The sequence below is a fragment of the Fluviicola taffensis DSM 16823 genome (assembly GCF_000194605.1).
Taxonomy (GTDB): Bacteria; Bacteroidota; Bacteroidia; order Flavobacteriales_D; family Crocinitomicaceae; genus Fluviicola; species Fluviicola taffensis.
The window spans coordinates 3,806,464-3,826,517 of sequence record NC_015321.1 but is presented as its reverse complement, the minus strand read 5'-3'; the positions used below and the strand labels follow the sequence as shown (position 1 = coordinate 3,826,517).

Here is a 20,054-nt window from a genome sequence, read left to right as displayed (position 1 = left end):
ATCTATTTTCTATTGCAATTTATTCACGTGTCCTGTGAACTTCTCACTTTTATTTTTCAACCCATCTTTCACTTCAATCATCCAGGTATAAACACCGTCTTGAACATATTCCGCATGGTAAGTTCCATCCCATCCAAACTCAGTATCGTGCGATTCGAATACCACTTCTCCCCAACGATTAAAGATCATTAATGTGTAATCGTCTATCTCTCTATCTTTAGAAAAGATTGGTTTGAATACATTATTGAATTCATCTCCATCAGGTGTAAATGTATTGGGAACCCAAACCAAGAAATCGCTGAAAAACTTGATTGCTTTACAGATTGAATCTGCACAACCATGCTCAGAGGTAACAGTCAAACAAACCGTGATCGTCTCATCTGGTCTTACTCCATGGAAACTATGTGTTGGATTCTCAATTGTTGAAGTTCCATAAGAAGTTCCAAAGTTCCAGTTATAAGTCGTTTCACCATAAGACAAATTCGTAAACTGAACCGTATTATTCAATTCTGTTGGTAGACTTGGAGAATGGTTAAAATTTGCAACTGGATTATCATATACACAAACTGCAGATGCAAATGTTCCAGTTACAGGACAACCATCAGTTGTGTTACCAGTGAAAATAACATCGTAGCAACCAGGGTTTGTAAATGTTGCATTTATGCTTCCACATCCATTAAACGTTTGACCATCTGAAAAAGTCCACGTACAATTCTGAAGGTTTGTAATCGCTAAATCATTTGAAAAAGTAACATTTAATGGACTACAACCAACTTGATCAGAAGTAACAAACTGAGCTGTAGGAACACTGTACAAGTTCACTTGAATACTTGTATCAACTGTCACACAAACATCTGAAATTGTCACATTATAAAGAGTTGCTGCTGTTGGATTCACAGTAACATTATTCAAAGTATCATTCACTGAAGTACTCCATTGATACGTGTAAGTTGGAGCTCCATCTGTAACATTCACCAACAAGGTTATTGGATTACCGCTACAAATGGATGTATCTCCGAAGATCGAATAAGCGAAGATTGGAAGCATTGTCAAATTTACTGAGTTTGGTGCAGCAGTTGTACAACCATTCGCATCTGCCACAGAAACTGTGTAAATAGCAGGTGTCGATTGAATCACGTCTTGAGTTTGTCCAACAAATCCATTACTCCAAGTGTAGGTGTAAGGTGTTGTTCCGCCAAATGCAACTGCAAATAATGGAATGGTATCACCCGTACACATCAAGCTATCAAGAGATGAAAACAATTGAACTGGAAGTGGTTGTTCAATTTGCACAGAGCTTATTGCAATACATCCTGCAGCATTTGTAGCCTGAACTTGGTAAGCATTCGCACAAAGTGCGCCTAAAGTATTCGCTGGATTAAATGTGGCTCCATTGTCAAAGCTAAATGAAACTCCTCCAGGCGCATAAATCGTTGCTGAACCATCACAAAAAGTATTACAAGAAGTATTTACATGTGTCGTTGAATCAATCACAAACTCAGCAGGGTCAGTAATTACATAAGTCGTATCAAACGCACAGTTATTTGCATCTGTAATTTGAAGCGTGTAATTTCCACTCGTTAAATTTGAATTCGTATTGGATGGTCCTGCCACATTATTCCAATGATAGGTATAAGCAAGCGTTCCTCCAATTGTATTTGCAACAGCGGAACCATTGTTAAATCCAAAACAAGTTGGATCTGTAATGGTGAGTGTTGCAGTTAATAATCCTGGTTGAGTTAATACTTGACTCCCTATAGATTGGCAATTATGATCGTCACGAACAATCAAATTATAAGTTCCTGCAGGAATAACTTGAAGTGTATTTGAAGACACGAATGTTCCTCCATTGTCATACGAATATTCAAACGGAGCAGTTCCTCCAATAGCAGTAATATCTATGGAACCAGAGCTATTTTGGAAACAAGTCAAATTTGTTCCCAGTGACGTAAATGTTAAAGTATCTGGCTGGTTAATAATCACATTCAATGTATCCGTACAAGAATTAACGTCTGATATAACCACATCGTAAGTTCCAGCACAAAGACCATTGAAAATACTATCTGTTTGAGTTACCCCATTCAATTCAAAAGTTAAGGCCCCAGTTCCTCCTGTACCACTTACGTGTGCAATACCATCACAAATACTGAAACAAGTTGGCTCTGTTACATAAACTCCAGAAATTACTGGTGAAACTAAATTTAAAATCGTAACAATTGAATCTACACCACAACCATTCGCATCCTCTGCCTCCAGTTCATAATCATTAGCTGTAAGACCATTGAATACATTTGTTGAGACAAAAGTAGTTCCTGCATCGATACTATAAGTGTAAGGAATTGTTCCACCTGCTAAACTCATATCAATCTCTCCATTTGCATTTCCACATGTGGAAGGAGTTAAAGTTACACTAAGAGTAACACCAGCTGGTGAGCCAATTGTTGTAGTCGCAGTATCAGCACATGCATTTATATCTGTTACAATTAAGTCATACGGTCCTGAACATAAGTTATTGAAGGTACCTGTAACATTAAAAATAATACCTCCATCGACGCTGTACATGTAAGAAACTGTTCCTCCAGAAGCATTTCCTATTATTATTCCATCACAGGCATTATTACATAACACATCTGTTGGAACCGCACTTGCAATTAAATCTGCTGGCTCAATCAATGTAATAGTGGTATCCTGCACACATCCTTCTTGATCCGTTACAACAACATTATAAACTTGTGCTGACAAACCAAAGAATGAACTTGATGCGGAGAACGGTGCTCCACCAGTAATCGAATATTGAAAACCTCCGTTTCCACCCGTTGCTCCTAATTGAATAAATCCAGAGGTATTTTGAAAACAAGTTAAATCTGCTTTATTGTTTGAAATTTCAATTGGAAGAGATTGATCAATATCAACATGTCCAAATTCCATACAACCGTTGACATCCATAACTACTAAATCAAATCCTCCAATTGGTAAATTGGAATACGTTGTTGGCACATCAAATACATTTCCTCCATCAATACTAAATTGATAAGCACCCGTTCCTCCAATAACATTTGTAAATTCTATTTCACCTGTAGATCCGCCATTACAAGCCACATTTGAAACAATTTGATCAAATGTAATTGGATCTGGCTGACTTAAGTTTAATGGAATCGTAAATACACAGAAACCGCCATCATAAATAGTTACAATGTGACTTCCTTCAGACAAATTAGGAAAGAAACCGGATGATTGAGGCGCTCCAGAGTTATCTAGTTCAAAAGAAATTGGAGCTAATCCATTGACATTGGTAACCTCAACAGTTCCGTCAAATGAACCAAAGCACAATGGATCTGCTTGAGAAATTAAAATACCATCCATTTCAACGTCATTTACACCAAAGTAAATACTGTCTTGACAACCAATATCATCCATTACATGAACAAGATATGCACCTGCGAATAAGTTAGGAAAAACACCTGAAGGTTGAAATGGATCCGTATTGATAGAGTACTGAAATCCTGGATTAGGACCTGTTGCTGTTACTACTAATTCCCCGTTGTTGAATCCACAATTTGATTCAGTCATTGAAAGGGTATCAATTTGAATTGCTGGAGGATTCACCAATGTTGGATTCACCTCAAATGTACACCCATTAGCATCAGTAATTTCGACATCTTGATTTCCAGCGCATACATTCAAAATTACATTCGAGGTTTGTGAAGCAGCACCATTTAAACTGTAAGAATACGTTGGTGTTCCACCAGAAGCAGTTACCGTAATTGAACCATCACAAGAACCATTACAAATTGGATCTACTTTTACAAAAGTCGCTGAAACAGCAGTTGGTTGAGTTATTACAACCGTAGAGTTCGTTAAACAACCTTTCGAATCACGAACAACTACATCGATATTACCTGCGCACAAATTCAAAATTGGGTTTGCCAGCGTAAATGTTAAACCATTGTCATGAGAAAAATCGTAGGGAGCCGTACCGCCTGAGGGAGTAATTTGAATTTGACCATCACAAACTCCAAAACAAGATGTACTTGTTAAAGCTGTTGTATAAGTAAGTTGTGTTGGTTGAACAATTATAACTGGAATAGTATTAAAACACCCATTTATATCTGTTACTCTTGCGGTATAAGATCCTGCCTGTAAATTGCTAAACAAATTGGATGCTTGATTCGTTGGTCCAGGGTTCAATGAATAAGTATAAGGCCCCGTTCCTCCAGTGACTCCTATAATAACAGAGCCATTAAATCCTCCAAAACAGCTAACCGGCTGTTGGCTCAAAATAGAAGCTACAGGAGAATTAGCTGCTACGATAGTAACTGATAAATTTTTGGTACACCCATTTGCATCAGTAACAATTACATTATGTATCCCTGGAGTTAAACCTGTAAATGTGCCAGATGCTTGAGTTACGGCACCCACTGTATACGTATAAGAAGTTGTACCACCAGTAGCACTCACTGTTAATGAACCATTGCTAGTCCCACATGTTGCAGGAACTGTTGAAACCAAAGCTAAATTAAGAGGTGTCGGTTCAGTAATAGTTGAGTTTACAGTAACCGTACAGCTATTTGCATCTGTTACAACTACTGAGTAAGCACCATCACATAAAGCAGTATAACTATTTGACACTTGATTTGTAGCCCCATTTAAACTGTATTGATAAGCAGCCGTTCCTCCAGATGCGTTTACTGTAATTGTTCCATTACAAACGTTATTACAGGTTGCATTAGTTTTGACAATTGCTGCAACAAGCGGAGCTGGAGCTGTAAGTGTCGTATTTGCTGTTGCCGTACAAGTTTTAGCGTCCGTAACTGTCACTGAATAGTTTCCTGCACACAATCCGGAAAGATTTGGAGTAGATGCTCCATTACTCCAAGCATAGGTATATGGAGCAGTTGTACTCGTTGTAAAATTGACATTAATGGTTCCATTACATGGAGTTGCACAAGATAAATTCGTTCCAATTAAGCTGATGACTGGATTCGGATTTACCACCAAAGCAACGATGAAGGTGTCCTTACATCCTCCAGGAGTTGTATAAATCACTCTATAATTACCTGTATGAGTTAAAGCAGCACTAGCAATTGTAGGATTTGCTGCCGTTGATGTATAACTATTTGGACCTGTCCAAGCGTAAGTTCCACCAGGAATGGAAACTACCGTTGTGAAATTAATCGCATTTCCAACACAAACAGGTGTATTGACAGTAGCTGTAATTTCAGGGGCAATATAGTTTATGAATGTACTTGGAACAGTTGTTGTTTGTCCAGCCCCCCCCATTCGTTGCACCATTCTCAACAAATTCAGTTAATGAAGACGACAATGTCATACCACTTTGTCCTCCAGCAATATTCTGAGTTGGAGCTCCAGCAGTAATCGCAATAAAGCCACCGCCACCGCCACCGCCAGGACCTTCACTTTCTGTACCTAACGGACCTTGATCGCCACCTTTTCCACCAACAGCATCTAACAACAATGAATTCGCAACAGTTCCTTTAATGATAACTGTTCCACCACCACCACCACCAGCAGGAGCATCGTTCGCTGAACCATTATTATTTGCAATTTGATTGATAGCTGCTCCTCCCTGAGAGCGAATACTTCCTGAACCAGCTATGTTTGGAGCAATAATATAAACAATTCCACCACCACTTCCACCTGGTGCATTCGAACCATTATTTGAATCACCTGCTCCCCCGCCGCCGCCGAAAAAGATCCGAGTTTGAGGTGCAATTGTTAAAGGTCTACCTCCCCAACCACCATTAGGGTCTCTGTTATCACCTCCCCAATTCGTGTTACTAGGTGCAACAGCAAGTGCGTTTTGATTACTTGAGCCATAAGAATATCCTCCGCGTCCTCCTCCAGATGAAGTAGTTAACACATTTCCATTAGCAATCACATAAGGATCTAATAACCAAGCTGCTGTTCCTGGGCAAGCCGTACACATTGAACCTTGACCATTCCATGCAATTCCACTATTTCCATTAGAACCGCCACCGCCGCCAGCATTGTGACCATTTCCACCACCTCCACCATTTGCAGGTGCTCCACGATTATATGCTCCAGTAGTATACTCAGGACCAAAACCAGCAATACTTTCTCCTTTTTCAGCACCATCACTAGAATTTGTTGATACAAAAGCAGTAACAATTCCCCCGCCAGCTGCACTTGTATTTTGCTCTGTTGCTCCTGGTCTAAATCCAAAAGAGGTTGCTTGAATCATTCCATTTACAGTAACAGTACCAAAAGAATGAATTGCAACAACTCCTCCTTTCCTTCCTCCTGCGACATCTTGCCATAGCAATGGAACGATAGACGCTCCAGCATTAACAGTAAGTGTTGTATATGAAGGAACTTTTATTAACTGAACACGCCCTGCTGCAGTGTAATTATTTGTCCATGGATTTTGAACAGTTACTGTCGTACCTGCTAAAGAAACTACATAGTTGAATTCATATAATCCAGAGTTGTTATAAGCATTGATTGTTCCATAAGCATCCGAATTTACGGCATTAATTTCAGCACCCTGAGCTTGGTAAATCATCACCAAATCACCACATTCAAGATTACAGTTATTCCCTCCCGCGTTATTTATAATAACAGACAAAGAACCTGAAGCAACGTTATTGGTAACTGGACTATAGCAATTCACAACAGTATTAAGAGCCGTAATTGTAGCCGGCCCACTTTTACCTGGCTGTGCAAAGGCAAAAGATACAGATAAAAAGAGAATGACGGAGAGTGCAAAGCGGACCCATCCCATGTCCGGGTTTGCTGGTAGAATTTTCGTTTTCATCGCAGAGTATTAGTTATTTTATAGACGCTATATTTATATAATCCACTATAGCTAGTAAACATTTCTAGGTATTGGTTTTTCATTTCTACGTTTCAAGCGAATATTAACAATTAAGATTCCAATTATTTTTTTGCAAAACTGGCTATAATAATCCAATTTATTACATAGTTGATAAGAGTTAATGAAATTTACATTTCTAGTTATCAATTACTTAACTTTAGAAATGTTATATATCAACTACTAAAAGTCTGCAAAAGTAATTATTTTAACGTTCTAAACCTTAATTTTACACAATAATTAACCGTTTGACTTTTTCATGTTTTTTAATCAACACAAGGTATTCACTAGAAAAATTTCGGGTAATACTCAATTCGTATTATCTGAAATAATTCAATCAAAAAGCATTTTGTCTATCACTATCGGTTACAAAAATGACCTATCTTATTCAATGATAAATTGTTAAAGTTAGTTCTATAAAAAGTTTACTTATTTTGAACAAATCAGACCCTTTCAACACATTAAAAAAGAAGTCCTAATTTAAAAATAGGAATCCAAGAGTTTATTATTCAATTGATTAATCAATAAATTTTTAAAAATTAATTTCTCTAAAAAAAAGTCAATTACCATACTCAACTCTTTGTAAATAAAAGTAATAGTTGTATCTTTGCACCCGTTTTCGTAGTGAAATCACTGTAAGTTTCGTTTACAGGTTATTATTCATTTCTTTCAGGAATCACGAAACATCCTGAAATACAAGTAGAAAAAGCCAAATGGCAAAACAAATTAACGCGCAGGGATCTGCGGATTTTGATTGGGACGCATTAGCGTTAGACGGGTACACATTAGCTCAACGTTCAGAACTTTCTGACACGTATGAGAAAACCCTAACTTCAATTAACGAGAAAGAAGTTATTGAAGGTACTGTTATAGCAGTTTCCAAAAAAGAAGTAATCATTAATGTTGGTTACAAATCTGAAGGAGTTGTTGCTGCTTCAGAATTTCGTTACAATGCTGAATTAAAAGCTGGTGATGTAGTAGACGTATTCGTAGAATGCCAAGAAGACAAAAGCGGTCAATTGGTTATCTCTCACAGAACGGCTCGTATGCACAAAGCATGGATTCGCGTGAATGACGTATTGCGTACAGGTGAGGTTATCACAGGTTTCGTAAAATGTCGTACTAAAGGAGGTTTAATTGTTGACGTATTTGGAATTGAGGCTTTCTTGCCAGGTTCTCAAATCGATGTTAAACCAATCCGTGACTACGATATCTATGTTGGTAAAAACATGGAATTCAAAGTTGTTAAGATTAATCAAGAGTTTAGAAACGTTGTTGTTTCTCACAAAGCGTTGATCGAAGCAGAATTGGAAGAACAAAAGAAACAAATCATCTCTGGCCTAGAGAAAGGACAAGTATTAGAAGGTACTGTGAAAAACATTACTTCTTATGGTGTGTTTATCGACTTAGGTGGTGTAGATGGATTGATTCACATTACAGATTTATCTTGGGGTCGTGTTAACCACCCAGAGGAAATCGTTGAATTGGATCAAAAATTGAACGTTGTTATCTTAGACTTTGATGATGATAAAAAACGTATCGCTTTAGGTTTAAAACAATTACAACCACATCCATGGGATGCTTTAGACACAAACTTAGCTGTTGGTGATAAAGTTTCTGGAAAAGTTGTTGTTTTAGCTGACTACGGTGCATTCGTTGAAATCGCTGCAGGAGTTGAAGGATTAATTCACGTTTCTGAAATGAGCTGGTCTCAACATTTACGTTCTGCTCAAGACTTCATGCAAGTTGGAGATACAGTTGAGGCTGTTATCTTGACTTTGGATCGTGAAGAGCGTAAAATGTCTCTAGGTATTAAACAATTGATGCCAGATCCATGGTCTGCAATCGAGGCTAAATATGCAGTTGCTACTAAGCACAAAGCTAAAGTTCGTAACTTCACCAACTTCGGTGTATTCGTAGAATTAGAAGAAGGTGTTGATGGATTGATTCACATTTCTGATCTTTCTTGGCAAAAGAAAATCAAGCACCCATCTGAATTCTGTAAGGTAGGTGACGAAATGGAAGTAGTTGTATTGGAAATTGATCGTGAAAATCGTCGTATTTCTTTAGGACACAAACAATTGGAAGAAAATCCATGGGATGTGTTTGAAACTATCTTCGGAGAAGGTTCAGTACACCAAGGTACTATTATCGAAACAAAAGATAAAGCTGGTATCGTAGCACTTCCTTACGGTGTTGAGGGAATTTGTCCTTCTAAACACTTACGTAAAGAAGACGGATCAAATGCCAAAGTTGAAGAGACACTTGATTTCAAAGTAATCGAATTCAACAAAGAGTCTAAGAAAATTGTTGTTTCTCACACTCGTACATTTGAAGAAGGTACAGACGAAAAAACTACCGCAAAACCTGCAGCTGGTAAAAAAGGTGCAACTAGCGGAAGTGGAGCTGGTTCTTCTACATCACAAGCTGTTAAAGCTAACAACCAAGGAAATGAGAAATCAACTCTAGGTGACTTAGATGCTTTAGCTGCATTGAAAGAAAAAATGGAAGGCGGAGAGTAATCTCAATCTTTTAAAATAATGAATCCCGTTGGTCTTTTGATCAGCGGGATTTTTTTATTTATCCCATGCAAGTCTTAGCTTTGAGTCACATAGAACACGTAGAGAATAATTTTAAGGAATAGTTGAAAACAAACTCTATTCCTAAGCACTTATGAATAGAATTACCCTATTAATAAGCTATCGAAATAAATGGTCATCAAATAGTATTTTCCGCAACCAAAAGCCCACTATGTGACCTCTGTTTCTATGTGATTTTATTCTTGAACAGGAACATAAAGCATTACATCTGTTTTCTTTTTTTATTTCATATCTCTTGCCCCTATTGACTTTTTGACTTGTTTAAAAAATTATTTTTTTATTTTTATAGTACTTTGTATTGCATAGTACTGATTTATACATATATTTGTGTCATAAATAGTACTGTTATGAATGTAGAAAATACTCAGGCGCAAATGCGAAAAGGAATCCTGGAATTCTGTATTCTCAGCATCCTAAATAATAAAGAAGCTTATCCTTCTGAAATTTTGGATCAACTGAAACAGGCAAAGCTAATTGTGGTTGAAGGAACCCTTTATCCACTTTTAACTCGCTTGAAGAATATCGAACTCCTCACCTATCGTTGGGAAGAATCCACTTCTGGTCCGCCTAGAAAATATTACTCCATCACGGAAGGAGGAAAAAACACATTAGAAGCTTTACAAATCACATGGAATGAGCTTCAACACGCCGTAGAAACATTAACTGCTAAAAAGAACTGATCATGAAAAAAACACTTTCAATACATTTAGGTCGCCAATTATTTGTTATCGAGGAGGATGCATACGACCGTTTACAAGCTTACTTAAAGAAATTAGAAGCTTCCTTAGCTAACGAAGCCGGAAACAGCGAAATTGTGGAAGACATTGAAATGCGATTCGCTGAATTGTTGATCCAATATTTGGGAGAAACGCGTCAAGTTGTTACCATTTCTGAAATTGAAAAGGGAATTGCTTCTTTGGGTGAACCAGAAGAAATCACCGAAGAAACAGAACAACCAAAACAACAAAGTACAACAACTTCACAGCAAGAAACTAGCGGACAAAAAAGAATGTACCGTGACATGGACAATGCAGTGATTGGTGGTTTAGCATCAGGTTTGGCTGCCTACTTAAATATCGACCCAATTATTATTCGAATTGTTTTTGTAATCTTCGGGTTCATGGGATTTGGAGTTCCCGTTTACTTGATTCTCTGGATAATCATTCCAGTTGCGAAAACACCTGCCGATCGGCTACAAATGAAAGGGAAACCTGTCAATATTGATACCCTAAAAGAAGAGTTCGAAAAAACAGCACACCGAATCAAAGATGAAACAATCAATGCTGCTAATCGGTTTAAAAGCAACAATCAACACTTAACCAAACAAGCGTCGAACTTTCTGCGATTCATTGGAAAAATGATGGGTGTATTCTTTATTACGAGCGCGTTGATTTGGTTAATCGTATTCTCTTTAGTTGTAAGCGGAATTATTGATGTAGTTCCCACAACTGGTGATCAGAATTTTGCATCTCTTTATGAATTCCTTCGATTAGTTTCACCAGCTAACAAATCCTTTTCGTTGATTTGGATCGGAATTTTACTGGTCGGATTTGCAGGACCTTTGCTTTCAATTGCCATTGGAGTGAGGTTGTTGATGGGAAAAGTAAACAAGTATTTTAAACTAAACTTCATTGTCTTACCTGTATTCATTTTTGCAGGAATCATTCTTGGAATCATTGGTGCTATTAACTCTGCAAGGGATTATGAAATACAACGCGAAGTTAAAAATCAAGAGTTAACTCTAAATTTGGAGCAATTACAACTAGAAGAACTCCCACTCATCGTAAATAGCAAAGAAATTACAGGGACTCATGGAATTGATTTTATCTCTATACACAAAGGTCAGATTATGGAGCATGGAATCTATATCAAATACAAAGAGTCTACTGATAGCTTATTCCATGTATCTCAAAAATTCAGCGCCCATGGAATCGATATGATTGCTGCTGATAAGAGAAGTTCACATATTAAACATCAGTTGAAAATAGAAGGAAATCAGTTATTAGTAGATCCATATTATTCTTTTCCTTTGAAAGACGGATTAAGAAATCAGGAAATTGAAGTCGTAATCGAAGTTCCAAGAGGAAAAAAGCTATTTATCAATAACCAAGAAGTACTGATTAACGGAAAAGAATATTCTGGAGTGATGTATGCAGGCGAAGCATTTGAAGCGGAAGAAAACTGACTTCATCAAGGTAAAAGTTCAAATTTAATTTTTAACTCTTCGAACTATTTTAAAAACTTGAACTTTTCTTTTAGAATCAACACCAACCAAACATAAGTAAAGCAAAGTAAGCGGTACTCAGGTAAAACTGGATACCGTTTTGCTTTTTCAGGTGTTGGGTAATAAGAAAAATGAATAAAACATAAAAAAAATATAACTAATTAAAAATCAATCAATTAAATTAAAACTTGTTCACATCTTTGTGAACAAGTGAATTCTGAAATTCGCAAATTTTCGAAGTATTTTTAAATACATACTAATTTGTTTCTCTTGCAATTTCCTTCTTCTGGGGTTTGATAAATTCCTCTATTCGAATCAATTGTCCAAACTCATCAAAATGAACCCATTTACTAATTTTCTCATCATTTTCGTTGACAAAACCATAACTCTTAAGAGGATAAGTCTTCACCCAATCCTTTGAATGTGAAGAATGAAAACGAGGCACTGAATGAATCGGGTAATATTGAAGATTTTCCAAAACGGAGTACCATTCAAACTCCATACGTGATCGTGTTTGCTGCCTGTAACCATCCAACCAATTAACCTTCCCATCTGAATAATTCACATGAACGGAATCGAATCCTGATATGTCTATCGGAGCTGGTAAAACATGTACATGGGTTAAAATCTCTTTTCCAAGTCTTTTGAAATCACTCAGAAAAAACTGATTCATCTGCACTGAATTAGATACTTCTAATGGATCTAATTCATCTTTGTAATAAACCCAATCTCCCTGTTTAATATACTCTACCAATTGTGGCTCTGAATATAACCTAACTGAACTTGCCCCTTGCACAAATCTCGAGCTTCCTTTTTTACGAATCTGAAGATCCATAGAATAAGACTGAGAAGACAAAGACATAGTATTCAGTGCTGTTAATTCAATATTCTGAAACCACTGTAGGTTTCCTGGATTATGAATCGTTTCATGTCCAGAAGCAAGTAATCCACCATTCAAATCATAAACTTCTGTCCACACATTATCTCCTCCAAGAGGTTTCCGCACATATTTCAGTGATTGCTTCAATTCATAGTTTGTTTTTACGATCGCATTTCCATCTTCAAATTGAATCTCTTCGATGACATTCCCAGAACGATCAAAACGCGTACGAATCCCATTCAATTTATCATCTTTCCAATGTTCTGTCCGACATAAAGCATACGTTCCCTGATAATATTCCAGCCATTTTCCTTCACGCTTACCATTTTGATAAAAACCTAAAATCCAAGGCAAAGAAGGAGAATAATTTTGCTGCCATCTTCCATGTAAAATCCCATTCTTACCTTCCCCACGAATCCAAATCTTACTGGTTCCACCAATACTATTGCTTTGCAGCAAATCACTCTGTTTAAAATTGACTGAAATAACTTCTGGTTTTTGCGGGATTTCAATCCGATTAGGGGCTTTTAACGCAAATGGCATATACGAATCATAAGCTCCTTGAATCAATTTCAATTCTTCTAATGTAAATCCTGATAATTGCTGCCATTCAATGACTTCTTGATCTTTTAAATCCTTTACCCAACTATAATTATCCGTTTTTGAGATTTTTAGAGCCAAGTTCTCAAAACCGCTTTCCTTCATTAAATAACCAACTGCACAATGCGTATTATGTTCATCGATAAACACTGGAATTCTCTCAGATTTATAGTAATTCAATGGAAAATTTCCTTGTAAACGATAATCCGAAAGAACCTTTATTAAACGAATTCTCATTCTGAGTTGATCGGCATTCAAACATTTCAAATCGGGAGAATTCAGAACTTGAATCACCAATTCCAAATGAGACTGAATATACTGTTTGTCTGAGAGGAATACACGCTCATTTTCTATCGGAACATAGGATTTGTAATTACCCCAATTCGGATTAAAAACACATAATTGTTCAAAAAGTGTACCCGCTTGTAGCGAAAAATGAAATGTAAGTACTAAAAGTAAACTAGCTGTTTTCATAACGAATCAATTTTGGTTAGTGTTACAGCCTTAAAAAGCATTCGTTCAATGATGATATTGAAACAGGCTACTAATTAAAGAATCAAATACTCAATCAATAACTGTTAGTAATTTTACTAACACACTAACAATTTCAAATCATTACATTGATTATCAATAAATTAACCTATTTTCGTAAGTAAATTTACTAAATTGCTTACGTTAAAAATATATCATACTGATTGTTAATACATTAAAAACTAACAGATCCATCTCAAATGCCTTGCTCATCAAACACTCACCTTTCATTTCTAAAAAAGTGATTTACCTCCCCTAAAACCACCTCCATTTTTGCTCAAGATTTAGTATATTTGTGCAACTTTATAACAAAGCTATGGCATCACAAACACCCCAAGAAGAATTGATCGCAGTGGACTTTAATACATTCAAATCGGAAGTATTGAAAGACTTTCGTTTGGCTAGTATCTCCAGAGAAACCTCGCTTTTAGGACGAAAAGAAGTTCTTACCGGAAAAGCAAAGTTTGGAATTTTTGGCGACGGAAAAGAGTTGGCACAAATTGCATTGGCAAAACAATTCAGAGATGGTGATTTTAGATCAGGATATTACAGGGATCAAACCTTGATGATGGCCATTGATCAATTAAGTGTGCGTGAGTATTTCTCTGGTTTATTTGGTCATACAGACGAAGTGGTTGAACCACAATCTGCTGGACGTCAAATGGGTGGACATTTCTCCACACGTAACCTGGACGAAAATGGAAACTGGAAAAACCTAACACAACAAAAGAATTCCTCAGCTGACATCTCTCCTACTGCTGGACAAATGCCCCGTTTATTAGGATTGGCTCAAGCTTCAAAAATTTATAGAGAACACCCAACATTGAAAGATTTGGAAGAATTTAAAAAATTCTCCAATGGCGGAAATGAAGTTGCTTTCGGAACAATCGGTGATGCTTCTACTTCAGAAGGTCCTTTTTGGGAAACTATCAATGCTGCAGGCGTTTTACAAGTTCCAATGGTCATGTCTGTTTGGGATGATGGATACGGAATTTCAGTTCCTCGCGAACATCAAACAACGAAAGGAAGTATCTCTGAGGCATTGAGCGGAATGCAGCGTTCTGCAGATTCGAAAGGATATGAAATCTTCGTTACCAAAGGTTGGGATTATGCACATTTGTGTGAAACTTACGAAAAAGCAGTTGAATTAGCTCGAACAGAACATATTCCTGTATTGGTTCACGTAAAAGAAGTGAATCAACCGCAAGGACACTCTACTTCGGGATCACATGAGCGTTACAAAGACGCTGCTCGTTTGCAGTGGGAATCAGACTTTGATTGCATCCACAAATTCAAAGAGTGGATCCTAAACTTTGATGCTGATGGTCAAAAATTGGCTTCTGAAGAAGAATTAGCTGAGATTTCAAAAGAATCAAAAGACTTCGTAAACGTACAAAAGAAAGAAGCTTGGGCGTTATTCACACAGGATTTAAAACAAGATTTAGATAGAGCTGTTGCAGTTTTAGAAAACCTAGCGAATGAAAGTTCAAATGGGATTTTCATCAAAAGAGAGATTGAAGCACTTCAAAAAACAATGAATCCAATCCGCAAGGATGTATTCAATACCGTTCGAAAAGTCTTGCGTTTGGTTCGCGAAGAAAATACAGCAGCTAGAACAGCTTTAATTGCTTGGTTGAAACAAGAAACAGAAAACAACTCTGATCGTTATAGCAGCTACCTGTATTCCAATTCGGAAAATAGTGCATTGAAAGTAACACCAGTTGCACCTGCTTATGATGGAAGCGGTCACCTCGAAGACGGAAGAATTATACTTCGTGATAATTTTAAAGCAATTTTCGAAAAACACCCGGAAGCATTAATTTTTGGTGAAGATGCAGGAAAAATAGGCGGAGTAAATCAATCATTGGAAGGATTACAAGATCAGTTCGGTACATTGCGTGTTTCAGATGTTGGAATTCGCGAGTGCACCATTATTGGTCAAGGAATTGGTATGGCAATGCGCGGATTAAGGCCGATTGCTGAAATTCAATACTTGGATTACTTGCTTTATGGAATTCAGATTATGTCTGATGATTTAGCAACAGTTCAATACCGAACAAAAGGCGGACAAAAAGCTCCATTGATTATTTCAACTCGTGGACATCGTTTGGAAGGAATTTGGCACAGTGGTTCACCAATGGGAATGATTATCAATTCCATTCGTGGTATTCACGTATGTGTTCCAAGAAATATGACAAAAGCTGCGGGTTTCTACAACACCTTAATGCAAGCAGATGAACCAGCTTTGGTGATTGAGCCATTAAACGGATACCGCATTAAAGAAGAGATGCCAAACAACATTGGAAGCTTTACAACTCCATTGGGAATTCCTGAAATAGTTACTGAAGGAACAGATTTGACAATTGTTTCTTACGGTTCTACATTTAATTTGTGTGAAGTAGCTGCAAAATCATTAACGGAACTGGGAATCTCTGTCGAGTTAATTGATGTCCAAACATTACTTCCATTCGACATCAATGGAATGGTTTCAGAATCATTGAAGAAAACAAATCGTTTAATGATTGTGGACGAAGATGTAAGTTCTGGTGCTACAGCATTTTTGTTGGATCAGATTTTGGTGAAACAAGGAGCTTTTGAATATTTAGATTCAGCTCCAGTAACATTGAGCGCAAAGGATCACAGACCAGCTTATGGAACGGATGGCGATTATTTCTCCAAACCAAGTGTAGACGATATTGTTGAAACAGCTTATTCAATTATGAACGAAGCAGATCCAACAGCTTTCCCTTCCATTTACTAATTAAATGATTTGAAAAGAACTGCGACCATATTGAGTATTGTTTTTGTAATAGCTTTGCTTTGGAAAGATATTGCAGCATTCTCTTGGAACGTTTGGTTTTACAATAATCAAGTAGAACTCGCAGCAAAATATTGTGTCAATAAGAAAAAACCGATGCTTCATTGCGACGGTAAATGTTATTTGGCCAAGCAATTGAAAAAATTGGAGCAGGAAGAGCAAAAAAATCAACCTGTTCCCAAAATGCCATTGAAATTAAAGGAAAACGTTTGGACAGCAGATGCACAGATCATTTTAGCATTCGAAACAAGCACCATTGAATTGCTTTCAGAAAAAGCAACCATTTTCTTTTATCTAAACAAAGAACTGATTTCTTATTCTGGTTCTACTTTCCACCCACCGTCTTTAGGATAATTTCTTTTTTAGAACTGGATTTCTTGGACCTTAACGCTAAAAGTGCTAGAAAACAAGAGAATGGAGCGAAGCCGAACCCATGTTTGAGTCAACTTGTCCAAACCGATTTTAATCGGATTGGGTAACAAGTTAGACGAGTTTGGGTGCAGGTAGCGAAATGACTCGTCGTTTTCAAACTTTTGAGTATAGTCCTAGACTTTTTGGCTCCCCCTTTTTTGGCAATGAAAAAAGGTGGAAAGTTCTAAATAATCTTATTTATTCAAATTATTTAATACAGAATCATGAAAAAAAGGATCCTCTTTTTCGTGTATCTTGTGGTATCTCATGCTGCGCTCTCTTGTGATGTGTGCGGATGTGGAGCTTTTAATTCCACACAAGGTTTGGGAACATTGGCACAAGGCAACCGAACAAGTATTGGACTGAATTATCAATACAGGCTCTATAAAAGTAAGCATCCTAAGGTTTTTGGAAATGGGATTGAACACAGCACCGATTATTTTCAACGCTTAGATGTATTGGGTCAATTGCGACTTTCGAAAAGATGGCAATTACAGCTTTCTGTTCCAATTAGTTTCAATACACACATTGCTGAAGATACAACCTCCCGAAAAAATGGATTAGGGGATCCCATTTTAATGGTTAATTTCTTCTTATTCAACAAGCAAGACAGCCTGCAAACACGTATGTTTCGGTGGATTGTTGGAGCTGGGGTGAAAAATCCAATCGGGAAGTTCACACATCCAAATGATGTAGACTTATACCTCTATCCAGGCACTGGAACGTTTGATGCCGTATTCCAAAATTCTTTCTTTCTTCAAAAGAGAAAATGGAGTTTGGTTCAAACATCTCAATATGTGCTTCGTGGAGAAAATAAATACAAATACATTCCTGGATCTTTGTTTAGCGCAAGTCTTTTTGCCCAATACAAATTTAGAACTTGGGGAATTTACGCTGGAGCTCAATATTCGTGGAGTGGTGTTGATTACTTGAACCGAAAAGCGGTTTCCAGCTCACCCACACAAGGAAAAATCCTAACAGGAATCATTGGGGCCTCCATTCAATGGAAAGACTGGGTTCTTCAAGGAAACTATCATATTCCGATAGCTCAGCAACTAGGAGAAGGAAACTCCCATCAAAAAACCGCATTTAGCATTTCACTTAATTATTTTTTCAATTAGATATGAGAACATTTTTTATTACAACAATTCTAGTAAGCAGCCTTTCTTTCACAGCGTGTAAAAAAGAAAAGAAAACCGAAGAAGAATCTGAACACGAGCATACAACAGCTCTAATAACAATCACTTCACCAAACGAAAATGATACGATTCAAGGGGATTTTGTGGTTACAGGAAGTATAACTGGAACAGATAATCTCCATGGATATCAAATTACTGTTACAAATACCTTGAATGATTCAATTGTTTATCAAAATGAAGTTCACGATCACTTAGCGGATTTCACAATCAATCAAGCTGTAGCGCAACCCTACACTACATTCACACCATTGAAATTGGAAGTTGTGGTAGCATTGGATCACGATGGAAACAAAGAGAATAAGGTTGTTCATTTTGTAGTGCATTAAAATGATTGTAAGTGTGGGGAAAATGTGGGAACGTGATGCGTCGCGTCCCCGCAAAATTTCCCCACACTTTCCCACATACCAACTTATACCAATCAATTTCTGTATTTTTGCTCGCCATGACAAAAAAAGAAAAAGCGCAATATGTAATCGAAGAACTCGAAAAATTGTATCCTGAAACTCCAGTTCCTCTAGATCATTGGGATGCTTATACCTTACTAATTGCAGTTTTACTATCAGCTCAATGCACCGATGTACGAGTAAATCAGATTACTCCTATTTTATTCAGACGCGCTTCTCGACCACAAGACATGATTAAATTATCTGTAGAAGAAATTCGAGATATTATCAAGCCTTGTGGACTTTCTCCTAGAAAATCACAAGCAATCTACGATTTGTCGCACATGATCATTGATTTACACGGTGGTGAAGTTCCTGCTTCTTTTGAAGATTTGGAGAAAATGCCAGGGGTTGGTCACAAAACAGCTTCAGTAGTCATGTCACAAGCCTTTGGAGTTCCTGCTTTCCCTGTTGATACACACATTCATCGTTTAATGACTCGTTGGGGTTTGACCAGTGGTAAAAACGTAGAAACTACCGAAGCCGATGCAAAAAAACTCTTTCCTAAAGATTTGTGGAACAAACTACATTTACAAATCATTTTCTACGGTAGAAGCCACTCTCCTGCCCGATCGCCGAAACGAGATATCGATTACATTACTGCAAAGATTGGAACGAAGAAAGCATTGGAGGAGTTGAAGTGATTCAGATTGAACAAAATTTAGGATATTTAACTACTTTTGCCACTCTAACTAACACAAACCTTACAAATAAAACCACGCATGAAATCTATAACGCTTCTGATATTAGCCTCTACGTTAATTGCTCTAAACTCTTGTAAAAAGAAAAACGATTGCCCTATCAATCCAGAAGACATTGTATTGAATTCAAATGGACCTGTTTTTGAAGGTTGGCCGCTACATTTATGGACAGAAAGTGGTTTCAGTTATACTTACCATTGGCAAGGCCCAAATGGATGGAAGAAAGACTACGATTATTCAACAAATACGTCGGGTAGTGAAACAATTGAATCCATGACACAAGCCAAAGCAGGCGTATACATTGTAAATATTCGTGATGGAAATTGTGTGATCAAAAAAGGAAGCGTAAATGTAAGTGTGATTCCTCCCAGTAATGCACCTTGTTCTGTCAATAATAATACATCAACCTCAACTGTAATTGGAGTTGGAGGAACAAATTACACTTCTGTATTTGGTAATTCAAATTCGAACTATTACGTACAAGCATCTAATAGTTCTCAAGCAATAACGTTCAATTTTAAAGGAGAACAAGCTCCTCTTCCAGGAATCTATAAATCAAATGACACCTATTATCCTTCAGAACAAAACAAAGTTGGAGTTTATATTGGTACTGGGTTTCAAGATTATCAAATGGAACCAGATGTAGATGTATATGTAAATAAAGTAAACGGAAAAACTGTAATTTCATTCTGTAGCGCTGGATTCTATAATCCAGTTGGAAATGCGACAATAACCATTTCAGCAAAAGTGACAGTTCCGTAGAGATTTGATTATTTACGCACTTAGGTATTCTG

General features: G+C 37.1%; 12 protein-coding genes. 9 read left to right on the top strand and 3 right to left on the bottom strand.

Annotated features, from left to right (window positions below):
* Positions 1 to 9 precede the first annotated feature (9 nt).
* Positions 10 to 5,292, bottom strand: coding sequence for a T9SS type B sorting domain-containing protein (locus FLUTA_RS16675; RefSeq protein WP_083800574.1), 5,283 nt, complete (start codon positions 5,290 to 5,292; stop codon positions 10 to 12).
* Complete coding sequence (locus FLUTA_RS16670) at positions 5,219 to 6,796, bottom strand: hypothetical protein (RefSeq protein ID WP_013688074.1); 1,578 nt, start codon at positions 6,794 to 6,796, stop codon at positions 5,219 to 5,221. The genes FLUTA_RS16675 and FLUTA_RS16670 overlap by 74 nt, the downstream gene beginning before the upstream one ends.
* Positions 6,797 to 7,566: 770 nt before the next feature.
* On the opposite strand from FLUTA_RS16670, the gene rpsA reads away from it, so the two are divergent.
* The 3 genes from rpsA to FLUTA_RS16655 all read left to right on the top strand — a co-directional run bounded on the left by rpsA (position 7,567) and on the right by FLUTA_RS16655 (position 11,638).
* A complete protein-coding gene (gene rpsA, locus FLUTA_RS16665) occupies positions 7,567 to 9,375 on the top strand; it encodes a 30S ribosomal protein S1 (protein WP_013688073.1) in 1,809 nt (602 codons plus the stop codon).
* A 425-nt stretch (positions 9,376 to 9,800) separates the two neighbouring features.
* Positions 9,801 to 10,133, top strand: coding sequence for a PadR family transcriptional regulator (locus FLUTA_RS16660; RefSeq protein WP_013688072.1), 333 nt, complete (start codon positions 9,801 to 9,803; stop codon positions 10,131 to 10,133).
* Between the two features lie 2 nt (positions 10,134 to 10,135).
* Positions 10,136 to 11,638, top strand: a complete 1,503-nt coding sequence (locus tag FLUTA_RS16655) for a PspC domain-containing protein (protein WP_013688071.1) — start codon at positions 10,136 to 10,138, stop codon at positions 11,636 to 11,638.
* Positions 11,639 to 11,933: 295 nt separating this feature from the next.
* On the opposite strand, the gene FLUTA_RS16650 is transcribed toward FLUTA_RS16655, so the two are convergent.
* Positions 11,934 to 13,631, bottom strand: coding sequence for a toxin-antitoxin system YwqK family antitoxin (locus tag FLUTA_RS16650; protein ID WP_013688070.1), 1,698 nt, complete (start codon positions 13,629 to 13,631; stop codon positions 11,934 to 11,936).
* A 373-nt stretch (positions 13,632 to 14,004) separates the two neighbouring features.
* On the opposite strand from FLUTA_RS16650, the gene FLUTA_RS16645 reads away from it, so the two are divergent.
* From FLUTA_RS16645 to FLUTA_RS16620, 6 genes are all read left to right on the top strand, one after another.
* The gene (locus FLUTA_RS16645; protein WP_013688069.1) at positions 14,005 to 16,449 is read left to right on the top strand and encodes an alpha-ketoacid dehydrogenase subunit alpha/beta; all 2,445 of its coding nucleotides are present in this window, start codon (positions 14,005 to 14,007) and stop codon (positions 16,447 to 16,449) included.
* 9 nt (positions 16,450 to 16,458) lie between these two features.
* Positions 16,459 to 16,860, top strand: coding sequence for a hypothetical protein (locus FLUTA_RS20970; protein ID WP_013688068.1), 402 nt, complete (start codon positions 16,459 to 16,461; stop codon positions 16,858 to 16,860).
* A gap of 281 nt (positions 16,861 to 17,141) precedes the next feature.
* On the top strand, positions 17,142 to 18,038 hold the full coding sequence (locus FLUTA_RS16635) for a hypothetical protein (protein WP_013688067.1): 897 nt from the start codon (positions 17,142 to 17,144) through the stop codon (positions 18,036 to 18,038).
* A 2-nt stretch (positions 18,039 to 18,040) separates the two neighbouring features.
* Positions 18,041 to 18,442, top strand: coding sequence for a hypothetical protein (locus FLUTA_RS16630; protein ID WP_013688066.1), 402 nt, complete (start codon positions 18,041 to 18,043; stop codon positions 18,440 to 18,442).
* 116 nt (positions 18,443 to 18,558) lie between these two features.
* Entirely contained in the window at positions 18,559 to 19,203 is a 645-nt protein-coding gene (gene nth / locus FLUTA_RS16625) for an endonuclease III (protein ID WP_043023896.1), read from the top strand.
* A gap of 78 nt (positions 19,204 to 19,281) precedes the next feature.
* Positions 19,282 to 20,022, top strand: a complete 741-nt coding sequence (locus FLUTA_RS16620; RefSeq protein ID WP_013688064.1) for a hypothetical protein — start codon at positions 19,282 to 19,284, stop codon at positions 20,020 to 20,022.
* Positions 20,023 to 20,054 lie beyond the last annotated feature (32 nt).